This window comes from Nocardiopsis sp. NPDC058631, assembly GCF_042716955.1.
In the GTDB taxonomy this organism is placed as follows: Bacteria; Actinomycetota; Actinomycetes; order Streptosporangiales; family Streptosporangiaceae; genus Nocardiopsis.
In genome coordinates, this window is the sequence record NZ_JBHXQY010000069.1 from 17643 (window position 1) to 29363 (window position 11721).

At 68.5% G+C, this 11721-nt stretch carries 6 protein-coding genes; all 6 read left to right on the forward strand.

From position 1 onward, the window contains the following. The first annotated feature begins 94 nt into the window (after positions 1-94). Positions 95-772 (forward strand): 50S ribosomal protein L1, encoded by a 678-nt coding sequence (gene rplA, locus ACFWTE_RS21070; RefSeq protein ID WP_378781342.1) that lies wholly within the window; start codon positions 95-97, stop codon positions 770-772. Positions 773-1312: 540 nt separating this feature from the next. Continuing rightward, entirely contained in the window at positions 1313-1840 is a 528-nt protein-coding gene (gene rplJ / locus ACFWTE_RS21075) for a 50S ribosomal protein L10 (RefSeq protein ID WP_378781343.1), read from the forward strand. Positions 1841-1937: 97 nt separating this feature from the next. Continuing rightward, positions 1938-2321 (forward strand): 50S ribosomal protein L7/L12, encoded by a 384-nt coding sequence (gene rplL / locus ACFWTE_RS21080; RefSeq protein WP_378781344.1) that lies wholly within the window; start codon positions 1938-1940, stop codon positions 2319-2321. Positions 2322-3250: 929 nt separating this feature from the next. Next, positions 3251-6718, forward strand: coding sequence for a DNA-directed RNA polymerase subunit beta (gene rpoB, locus ACFWTE_RS21085; RefSeq protein WP_378781346.1), 3468 nt, complete (start codon positions 3251-3253; stop codon positions 6716-6718). A gap of 34 nt (positions 6719-6752) precedes the next feature. Then, a complete protein-coding gene (locus ACFWTE_RS21090) occupies positions 6753-10631 on the forward strand; it encodes a DNA-directed RNA polymerase subunit beta' (RefSeq protein WP_378781348.1) in 3879 nt (1292 codons plus the stop codon). Between the two features lie 124 nt (positions 10632-10755). Beyond that, the coding region (locus tag ACFWTE_RS21095) for a hypothetical protein (RefSeq protein WP_378781349.1) at positions 10756-11721 on the forward strand (966 nt) is incomplete at its 3' end.

Below are 11721 nucleotides of genomic sequence, written 5' to 3' on the forward strand. Positions count from 1 at the left end.
GGGGCCGGAGCGACCGGGGATGCTCGACGTCCAAGAACCACCGTGGCAGGGCCAGGCGCTGGCCCGACGACCACACGTTCCCTAGGAGAACAGCGTGAAGCGCAGCAAGAACCACCGCAAAGCCAGCGAGCTGGTGGACCGCGACAAGCTCCACGGCCCCGCCGAGGCCGTGAAGCTCGCCAAGGAGACCTCCAGCTCCAAGTTCGACTCGACCGTCGAGGTCGCCCTGCGCCTGGGCGTCGACCCGCGCAAGGCCGACCAGATGGTCCGCGGCACCGTGAACCTGCCGCACGGCACCGGCAAGACCGCTCGGGTCCTGGTCTTCGCCACCGGTGAGCGTGCCGAGCAGGCCCTCGCCGCCGGCGCCGACATCATCGGCGACGACGAGATGATCGAGAAGGTCTCCAAGGGCTTCACCGACTTCGACGCCGTCGTCGCCACCCCGGACCTCATGGGCAAGGTCGGCCGCCTGGGCCGCGTGCTCGGTCCGCGTGGCCTGATGCCGAACCCGAAGACGGGCACCGTCACCCCGGACGTGGCCAAGGCCGTGACCGAGATCAAGGCCGGCAAGATCGAGTTCCGCGTGGACCGCCACGGGAACCTGCACTTCATCATCGGCAAGGCCTCCTTCGACGAGCAGCAGCTCCTGGAGAACTACCAGGCCGCGATCGACGAGGTGAACCGCCTCAAGCCGTCCGCCGCCAAGGGCCGCTACATCAAGAAGGCCGTGGTCAGCACGACCATGGGCCCGAGCATCCCGCTCGACGCCTGAGGCGCTTCGTGTAGCCCCATCGCAGCCCCGAACGGCCCCCGAGTCCACCACCGCGGACCGGGGGCCGTTCCCGTGGGGGGCGGCCACGACGGGTCGGGCGCCCCGGCCACCGGGTGGGCGCGATCACACCCGTTCCCCGGCCCGACGGCGGCGAGCACTCCGCGGAGTCCGATACGATGGGGTCTTACCGAAGACCGCTGGTCGCCACCCGCAGGGGTGGCCCAAGACCCATCCGCGATGGGCGCCCGCGCAGGTGTCACTAGAGCTTTCCCGTTCCGGGCGCGCACTCCGCGCCGAGAGAACGCGGTCGTGCCCCGTGCGCCTGGCGCTCGGGGCTTTTTCTCGTGCTGACGCCGATCGCGCGAGTTCTTGGGAGCCGACCGGCGTTCGTACCCGCACCGATCGGTAGCGGTGGCCCACAGGGCCCCCGTCGCCGGAGGGTCGGCGCAGGGGGAGCTGGTTCGTTCCGGCTCCGCCCCGCAGGGTGCGGGCTACCCCGCCGTCAGGCGTGGGGTCGAAGTCAATGTTGGAAGGAGTCCCATGGCGAGGCCGGACAAGGCAGCCGCGGTCGCCGAGCTCACGGAGGAACTCCGTGAGTCGAACGGCGCCGTGCTGACCGAATACCGGGGGCTCACTGTCGCGCAGATCACCGACCTGCGCAACAGCCTCGGCCAGAACGCGCGTTTTCGCATCGTCAAGAACACGCTGACCAAGATCGCGGTGAAGGAGGCCGGCGTCGACCAGGAGATCCAGGATCTTCTGGTGGGCCCGTCCGCCATCGCCTTCGTCCACGGTGACGTGGTCGAGGCCGCCAAGGGTCTGCGCGACTTCTCGAAGGCGAACTCGCCCCTGGTGATCAAGGGCGGCATCATCGACGGCAAGTCGATGAGCGCCGAGGACATCACCAGGCTGGCCGATCTGGAGTCCCGCGAGGTTCTCCTCGCGAAGCTTGCCGGCGCGGTCAAGGCCAAGCAGGGCCAGGCCGCCGCCGTCTTCCAGGCGCTTCCCTCCAAGGCCGTGCGTCTCGCACAGGCCCTGGCGGACAAGCGTTCCCAGGAAGCTGCCTGAACCTTTTGAACCACGGCGGGCGCCGAGGGTGCCCCGCCGACGGCTCGCACGTGGTGCCGACAGGCGCGCGTGTCTGTAGAGAAAGAGAAACCGCATCATGGCGAAGCTCAGCAACGAAGACCTGCTTACCGCTTTCGAGGGCATGACCCTTCTCGAGCTGGCCGACTTCGTGAAGCTCTTCGAGGAGAAGTTCGACGTCACCGCCGCCGCCCCGGCCGCCGTCGCCGTCGCCGGCCCCGCGGGTGCCGCTCCGGCCGAGGTCGAGGAGAAGGACGAGTTCGACGTCGTCCTCGAGTCCGCCGGTGACAAGAAGATCCAGGTCATCAAGGAGGTCCGCAGCCTCACGAGCCTGGGCCTCAAGGAGGCCAAGGACCTCGTCGACAACGCCCCGAAGGCGCTGCTCGAGGGCGTCAACAAGGAAGCCGCTGAGAAGGCCAAGGCCGCTCTCGAGGGCGCCGGCGCCACCGTCACCCTCAAGTAGTCCCGCGCGGGCCGTACGGGCCCGCTGGTCTGCTCCACGCGGCCGTCCCTCCCTCCGGAGGGGCGGCCGCGTTCGTGTTCCCCCGAGGTGCCGCCCCGGGGCGGGAAGGGGTCCTCCCACCGCCCCCGACCCGTCCTCGCGCGTGCCCTCACGGCGCCCGTGAACCCGCGGGGGAGAGGTCCCTGGTCCCGAGGGCGTGCGACCAAGGTCCCTGGTCCGGGGGAGCGCCGTGTTCCGCCGCTGTTCGCTCCGCGGTGTGTGCGAAGCTGGGGCGGTCCGGGAGGACCAGGTCAGAGGGTGCGTGTGCGAACTGTCCCACGAACGCGGTAATCTCCCGTCCCGGGAATCCCGACGAGGCCCGGGGAGAGGGTTTACCCGCCCCCCGTGGGGGAACCTTTTCCGGTGTCCGTCGGGCTCACAACCCCCTGGGGCCAGGGCAGGCGCGCCAGTCCACCGATCTCGGTCGAGGGCGGCCCCGTGAGGGTTGCGGAGGGCGACGGGCCGGGCCGCTCCGTCACCGGAAGAGCTCCCCTCGGGGGAGCCGCCGGGCAGACGGCACGAGGCCGGACACCCTGCGCCGGAGACGGCGGAGGGGCAGGGCCCATGGTCGGAGGTTCTCCGTCACGGGACGGTGCGGGACGACGGCCGGGCTTGACGGATCGCCCTTCACGGGTGATCCTGCCGGTGTCGTGAGTTGCGCTGTGGACCGTGAGTGGACAGCGGTGTGGTGTTCGGCTACACTGCTCTTTTGCGCTGCCCTTTGGTGATCCCTGTGCCGGTGCACGGCTGCCACCCATCCCATTTCTGGACTTACGGTGGCCCGTCACCCGCTCGATGTGACCGTCTCAACCGCGTTGCGGCGGTCCTTCTCGTGACGGATCGTCTGGCGTGCGCGCTTCAACCGCCACAAGCCTTCGGAAGGACCCCTGTTGGCAGCCTCGCGCAACGCCTCCGCTAACGCCCTTGGTCCGCACCGCGTTTCTTTCGCCCGTATCCAGGAACCCCTTGAGGTTCCGAACCTTCTGGCCCTGCAGACCGAGTCGTTCGACTGGCTGCTGGGCAACGACAAGTGGAAGACCCGGGTCGAGACGGCCCGAAACGCCGGCCGCAAGGACGTTCCGGAGCAGTCCGGTCTCGAAGAGATCTTCGAGGAGATCAGCCCGATCGAGGACTTCTCGGGCACGATGTCCCTCTCGTTCCGCGACCACCGGTTCGAGCCGCCCAAGTACTCCGAGGAGGAGTGCAAGGACAAGGACATGACCTACTCCGCCCCGATGTTCGTCACGGCGGAGTTCATCAACAACGACACCGGTGAGATCAAGAGCCAGACGGTGTTCATGGGCGACTTCCCGCTCATGACCGTCAAGGGCACCTTCATCATCAACGGCACCGAGCGCGTCGTCGTGTCCCAGCTGGTCCGCTCCCCGGGCGTCTACTTCGACCGGTCCGTCGACAAGACCACCGACAAGGACCTGTTCGGCTGCAAGGTCATCCCGTCCCGCGGTGCATGGCTGGAGTTCGAGGTCGACAAGCGCGACTTCGTCGGCGTCCGCATCGACCGCAAGCGCAAGCAGGGCGTCACCGTCCTGCTCAAGGCGCTCGGCTGGACCACCGACCAGATCCTCGAGCGGTTCGGTCAGTACGAGTCCATCCGCAACACCCTGGAGAAGGACCCCACGGCGGGCACCGACGACGCGCTGCTGGACATCTACCGCAAGCTGCGCCCGGGAGAGCCGCCCACGAAGGAGTCGGCCCAGGCGCTGTTGGAGAACCTCTACTTCAACCCCAAGCGCTACGACCTGGCCAAGGTCGGCCGCTACAAGATCAACAAGAAGCTCGGCCTGGCCGCCGACTACACGCAGGGCACGCTGACCGAAGAGGACATCGTCGCCACGATCGACTACATCGTGCGCCTGCACGCGGGTGAGATCGAGAAGGAGACCGTCAACGGTCTCAACCCGATCGAGACCGACGACATCGACCACTTCGGCAACCGCCGTCTGCGCACCGTCGGCGAGCTCATCCAGAACCAGGTCCGCCTGGGTCTGGCCCGCATGGAGCGCGTGGTCCGCGAGCGGATGACCACCCAGGACGTCGAGGCGATCACGCCGCAGACCCTGATCAACATCCGCCCCGTCGTGGCCTCCATCAAGGAGTTCTTCGGCACCTCGCAGCTGTCCCAGTTCATGGACCAGACCAACCCGCTGGCGGGTCTGACCCACAAGCGCCGCCTCTCGGCGCTGGGTCCGGGCGGCCTGTCCCGTGAGCGCGCGGGCTTCGAGGTCCGCGACGTCCACCCCTCCCACTACGGCCGCATGTGCCCGATCGAGACGCCCGAGGGCCCGAACATCGGTCTGATCGGCTCCCTCGCGGGCTACGGGCGGGTCAACTCCTTCGGTTTCGTGGAGACCCCGTACCGGAAGATCATCGACGGACACGCCTCCGAGCAGGTCGACTACCTGACCGCGGACGAGGAGGACCGGTTCGTCATCGCGCAGGCGAACACGCCGCTGCGCGCCGACGGCACCTTCGCCGAGGCGGGCGTGCTCGTGCGTCGTAAGGGCGGCGAGTTCGAGCAGGTCAGCACCGACGAGGTCGACTACATGGACGTGTCGCCGCGCCAGATGGTGTCGGTCGCCACCGCCATGATCCCGTTCCTGGAGCACGACGACGCCAACCGCGCGCTCATGGGTTCCAACATGCAGCGCCAGGCCGTGCCGCTGCTGCGCGCCGAGTCGCCGTTCGTGGGCACCGGCATGGAGTACCGCGCCGCCACGGACGCCGGTGAGGTCGTGCTGAACGAGAAGGCCGGTGTCGTCGAGGACGTCACCGCCGACTACGCGACCATCATGGCCGACGACGGCACGCGCAAGACGTACCGCATGAGCAAGTTCCAGCGCTCCAACCAGGGCACCTGCTTCAACCAGCGCCCGATCGTCACCGAGGGCCAGCGGGTCGAGGCCAACCAGGTCCTCGCCGACGGACCCTCCACCGACCAGGGTGAGATGTCGCTGGGCAAGAACCTGCTCGTGGCCTACATGTCGTGGGAGGGCCACAACTACGAGGACGCGATCATCCTCTCCCAGCGCCTGGTGCAGGACGACGTCCTCTCCTCGATCCACATCGAGGAGCACGAGGTCGACGCCCGTGACACCAAGCTGGGCCCGGAGGAGATCACCCGCGAGATCCCCAACGTCAGCGAGGAGGTCCTCGCCGACCTCGACGACCGGGGCATCATCCGCATCGGCGCCGAGGTCGTGGACGGCGACATCCTCGTCGGCAAGGTCACGCCCAAGGGCGAGACCGAGCTGACCCCGGAGGAGCGCCTGCTGCGCGCCATCTTCGGTGAGAAGGCCCGCGAGGTCCGCGACACCTCCCTGAAGGTGCCGCACGGCGAGACCGGCAAGGTCATCGGCGTGCGCGTGTTCAGCCGCGACGAGGGCGACGAACTCGCCCCCGGCGTCAACGAGATGGTCCGCGTCTACGTGGCGCAGAAGCGCAAGATCACCGACGGTGACAAGCTCGCCGGCCGCCACGGCAACAAGGGCGTCATCTCCAAGATCCTGCCGCAGGAGGACATGCCCTTCCTGGAGGACGGCACCCCGGTCGACATCATCCTCAACCCGCTGGGCGTGCCCGGCCGGATGAACGTCGGCCAGGTCCTGGAGGTCCACCTCGGATGGCTGGCCAAGAACGGCTGGCTGGTCGAGGGGGTGGAGGAGGAGTGGCAGAAGTCGCTCCACGCGATCGGCGCGGCCGACGTCCAGCCGCACTCGCGCGTGGCCACCCCGGTCTTCGACGGCCTGCACGGTGACGAGCTCAGCGGGCTCATCCGGTCGGTGCGCCCGAACAAGGACGGCAACCGCCTCATCAACACGGACGGCAAGGCGCGGCTGTTCGACGGCCGCACCGGTGAGCCGTTCGCCGAGCCGATCTCCGTCGGCTACAAGTACATTCTCAAGCTCCACCACCTCGTGGACGACAAGATCCACGCGCGCTCCACCGGCCCGTACTCCATGATCACGCAGCAGCCGCTGGGTGGTAAGGCGCAGTTCGGCGGCCAGCGCTTCGGTGAGATGGAGGTGTGGGCGCTGGAGGCCTATGGTGCCGCCTACGCACTCCAGGAGCTGCTCACCATCAAGTCCGACGACGTGGTGGGCCGGGTCAAGGTCTACGAGGCCATCGTCAAGGGCGAGAACATCCCCGAGCCGGGCATCCCTGAGTCTTTCAAGGTGCTCATCAAGGAGATGCAGTCGCTCTGTCTGAACGTGGAGGTGCTGTCCAGTGACGGTATGTCCATCGAGATGCGGGACAGTGACGAAGACGTCTTCCGCGCCGCGGAAGAACTGGGAATCGACCTGGGGCGGCGAGAGCCCAGCAGTGTCGAAGAGGTCTAACTTCCGCGGATTTCGAGAGCAGGGGACGAATTAAGTGCTCGACGTCAACTTCTTCGACGAGCTGCGGATTGGCCTCGCCACCGCCGACGACATTCGCCAGTGGTCACACGGCGAGGTCAAGAAGCCCGAAACCATCAACTACCGGACCCTCAAGCCCGAGAAGGACGGACTCTTCTGCGAGAAGATCTTCGGTCCGACCCGGGACTGGGAGTGCTACTGCGGTAAGTACAAGCGTGTCCGCTTCAAGGGCATCATCTGTGAGCGCTGCGGCGTCGAGGTGACCCGTGCCAAGGTGCGTCGCGAGCGGATGGGCCACATCGAGCTCGCCGCTCCCGTCACGCACATCTGGTACTTCAAGGGCGTGCCCTCCCGCCTGGGCTACCTGCTGGACCTGGCGCCGAAGGATCTCGAGAAGATCATCTACTTCGCCGCCTACATGGTCACGTGGGTGGACACCGAGGCCCGTGAGCGCGACCTCCAGTCCCTGGAGGCGCGGATCTCGGTCGAGAAGCAGCACCTGGAGCAGCGCCGCGACTCCACCATCGAGGAGCGGCACCGCAAGCTCGAAGCCGACCTGGCCGAGCTGGAGGAGCAGGGTGCCAAGGGCGACGCGCGACGCAAGGTCCGTGAGGGCGCCGAGCGCGAGATGCGCCAGCTCCGCGACCGCGCCCAGCGCGAGATCGACCGCCTCGACGAGGTCTGGAACCGGTTCAAGAACCTCAAGGTCCAGGACCTTGAGGGCGACGAGATGCTCTACCGCGAGATGCGGGACCGCTTCGGGAAGTACTTCCGCGGCGGCATGGGCGCCCAGGCGATCCAGGACCGGCTCGCCAACTTCGAGCTGGACGTGGAGGCGGAGAAGCTCCGCGAGACCATCCGCACCGGCAAGGGCCAGAAGAAGGCCCGCGCCCTGAAGCGGCTCAAGGTCGTCTCGGCGTTCCTCAACACCACCAACAGCCCCATGGGCATGGTGCTGGACTGCATCCCGGTCATCCCGCCGGACCTGCGTCCGATGGTGCAGCTGGACGGTGGCCGCTTCGCGACCTCCGACCTCAACGACCTGTACCGCCGCGTCATCAACCGGAACAACCGCCTCAAGCGGCTGCTCGACCTGGGCGCGCCCGAGATCATCGTCAACAACGAGAAGCGGATGCTCCAGGAGGCCGTCGACGCACTGTTCGACAACGGCCGCCGCGGGCGCCCGGTCACCGGTCCCGGTAACCGTCCGCTCAAGTCGCTGTCCGACATGCTCAAGGGCAAGCAGGGACGTTTCCGTCAGAACCTGCTCGGCAAGCGAGTCGACTACTCCGGCCGTTCGGTCATCGTCGTCGGCCCGCAGCTGAAGCTGCACCAGTGTGGTCTGCCCAAGCAGATGGCCCTGGAGCTCTTCAAGCCGTTCGTGATGAAGCGCCTGGTCGACCTGAACCACGCGCAGAACATCAAGAGCGCCAAGCGCATGGTGGAGCGGTCCCGCCCCGTCGTGTGGGACGTGCTCGAAGAGGTCATCACCGAGCACCCGGTGCTGCTCAACCGCGCCCCGACCCTGCACCGCCTGGGCATCCAGGCCTTCGAGCCGCAGCTGGTCGAGGGCAAGGCCATCCAGATCCACCCGCTCGTCTGCACGGCGTTCAACGCCGACTTCGACGGGGACCAGATGGCCGTGCACCTGCCGCTGTCCGCCGAGGCCCAGGCCGAGGCGCGGCTGCTGATGCTGGCGACCAACAACATCCTCAAGCCGTCCGACGGCAAGCCCGTGACCATGCCCACCCAGGACATGATCATCGGCCTGTTCTACCTGACGACGGAGAAGGTCGACGCCAAGGGCGAAGGCCGCGCGTTCCGCTCCCCGGCCGAGGCGATCATGGCCTACGACCTGGGCGACCTCGACCTCCAGGCGAAGATCCGCCTGCGGATCGCCGACGGCGCCCCGGCGCCGAAGGACTGGACGCCGCCGGAGGGCTGGCAGCAGGGCGACGTGTACCTCCTGGAGACGACCCTGGGGCGGTACCTCTTCAACGAGACCACCCCGGTCGACTACCCGTACGTCAACTTCCAGGTGGGCAAGAAGCAGGTCTCGGTCCTGGTCAACGACCTCGCTGAGAACTACCCCAAGGTCCAGGTCGCCACGACCCTGGACGCCCTGAAGGACGCGGGCTACCACTGGGCCACCCGGTCCGGCCTGACCATCGGTATCGAGGACGTCGTCGCGCCGCCGCGCAAGACGGAGATCCTTGAGGGGTACGAGCGCAAGGCCGACAAGATCCAGCGCGAGTACGACCGGGGCCTCATCACCGACGACGAGCGCCGCCAGGAGCTCACCGAGGTGTGGACCCAGGCCACCGCCGAGGTCGCGCAGAACATGGAGGACAACTTCCCCGCCGACAACCCGGTGTGGATGATGGTCCAGTCGGGCGCCCGAGGCAACCCGATGCAGGTGCGCCAGATCGCGGGTATCCGCGGCCTGGTCTCCAACACCAAGGGTGAGACGATCCCGCGTCCGATCAAGTCCTCCTACCGTGAGGGCCTGTCGGTGCTGGAGTACTTCATCTCCACGCACGGTCAGCGCAAGGGCCTGGCGGACACCGCGCTGCGCACCGCCGACTCGGGTTACCTGACCCGTCGTCTGGTGGACGTCGCGCAGGACGTCATCGTCCGCGAGATCGACTGCGGCACGGACCGTTCGATCTGGCACGAGATCGGTGAGAAGAACGCTGCCGGCGTCATCACGCGCAAGCACAACGTCGAGAACACCGGTTTCGGCCGCACCCTCTCCGAGGACGTCCTGGGAGCGGACGGCAAGGTCATCCTGCCCACGCTGAGCGACACCTCCGAGGAGAACATCGACACGCTGATCGCGGCCGGGTTCACCCGGGTCCGCATCCGCTCGTCGCTGACCTGCGAGGCCAAGATCGGCGTCTGCACCACCTGCTACGGCCGCTCCATGGCGACCGGCAAGCCGGTGGACGTCGGTGAGGCGATCGGCATCATCGCGGCCCAGTCCATCGGTGAGCCCGGCACCCAGCTGACCATGCGTACCTTCCACATGGGTGGTTCCGCTGGTCAGGACATCACGCACGGTCTGCCCCGTGTGCAGGAGCTCTTCGAGGCCCGCGTCCCCAAGGGTGTGGCCCCGATCTCCGAGATGGAGGGCCGGATTCGGATCGACGACACCGAGAAGAGCCGCAAGATCGTCGTCATCCCCGACGACGGCACGGACGAGATCGCCTACCCGGTCCCGATGCGTGCGCAGCTCCTCATCGGCGACGGCGACCACGTCACGGTCGGCGAGCAGCTGATCCAGGGTGCGATCAACCCGCACGAGGTTCTTCGCATCCAGGGTCCGCGCGCGGTGCAGCAGCACCTCGTGTCGGAGGTCCAGGAGGTGTACAAGTCGCAGGGTGTGTCCATCCACGACAAGCACATCGAGATCATCGTCCGCCAGATGCTCAAGCGGGTGAACATCCTGGAGTCCGGCGACACCGAGCTGCTGCCCGGCGAGATGGTCGAGCGGCCGAAGTTCGAGCGGATCAACCGCCGGGTCGTCTCCGAGGGCGGACAGCCCGCGGCGGGACGCCCGGTGCTGCTGGGAATCACCAAGGCCTCGCTGGCCACGGAGTCCTGGCTGTCGGCGGCCTCCTTCCAGGAGACCACACGGGTGCTCACCGAGAACGCCATCCACGGCAAGAGCGACCCGCTGCTCGGCCTCAAGGAGAACGTCATCATCGGTAAGCTCATCCCGGCTGGTACCGGCATTCCGCAGTACCGCAACATCCGGGTGGAGCCCACCGAGGAGGCGAAGGCCTCGATGTACTCGGTCTCCGGGTACGAGGAGCCGAGCGAGTACACCTTCGGTCAGGGTTCCGGCGAGGCCGTCCCGCTGGAGGAGTACGACTTCGGGCCGTACAACCGGTAGAAGCGGTTTGAACTGACGGCGGCGGCCAGCCACTCCCGACCGGGAGTGGTGCCGCCGCCGTTCGGCGTAGAGGGTCCGCGCTGGGCGGACGGGGAGACGGCGCTACTGCGCTGGCGGGAGAGGCATGACTGAACACGGGGGCGGACGGGACTCCGGTGCGGGGGACTGGTTCAAGCCGAGCGAGAACCGCTACCGCACGCAGTCGGAGTACCAGGATCCGCTTGAGGGTGAGGAAGCCGAGGAGAGCGCCGAGACGGTGTTCCCCGACAGCGGAGGTTACGCGGGGCTGAGCGCGTCGCGCCCGGCCCTGGTCGAGCCGTATCCGGAGGCGCTGGGCGGACCGCCGTCCGGGGCTTCGGCGACGTCGAACTCGATCTCCTACCCGGGAGCGGGTCTGTCGGCGTACCAGCCGCTGACCCGGGCGCCGGGGGAACCGGACCTGCCCAGCGTGGCGGCCAGCGCCGAGGTCCCCCTCCCCTCGGAGGACTCGGGGGAGGGACCCACCGGCCGCATGGACTCCTGGGCCGCGTCGGCCGCCGCGGGGGAGGAGGCCCTCCCCGGCACCGGATACACCGGCCAGGACCGGGCCTCCGACACCTGGAGGCACGACGACCCCCTCGACGGCCGACGCGGTACCGCCGCGTGGGACGCGGACGCCCCGTCGGGCGGCGCGGACGAGCGCGGCCGTGACACGTGGGGGCAGGACAGCCCCGCGGAGGGGCCCGGCGAGCGTGCCGGGGACTCCTGGGACGACACCCCGGCGGACCGCGCCGGCGCCCGGAACCAGGACGCGTGGCGGGACGGTGCCCCCGGGGCCGGCCTCGGGGATAACGACCGGGAGGCGTGGGCCCCGGCCCGGGACTCCGACGCCTGGACACCGGACCCGGCCGGCGACGCCCGCCCCTGGGACGATGAACTCGACGGCGGCAGCGGCCCCGCCGCGCGCACGGACGCCCCTGCCGCGTGGGACCCCGAGGGTGTGAGCGGTACCGCCACGTGGGACGCGGACGCCCCGTCGGGCGGCGCGGACGAGCGCGGCCGTGACACGTGGGGGCAGGACAGCCCCGCGGAGGGGCCCGGCGAGCGTGCC

Coding starts and splice junctions, on each gene's coding strand:
- rplJ (WP_378781343.1), top strand. CDS start 1,313: ATGGCGAGGCCGGACAAGGCAGCCGCGGTCGCCGAGCTCACGGAGGAA.
- rplL (WP_378781344.1), top strand. CDS start 1,938: ATGGCGAAGCTCAGCAACGAAGACCTGCTTACCGCTTTCGAGGGCATG.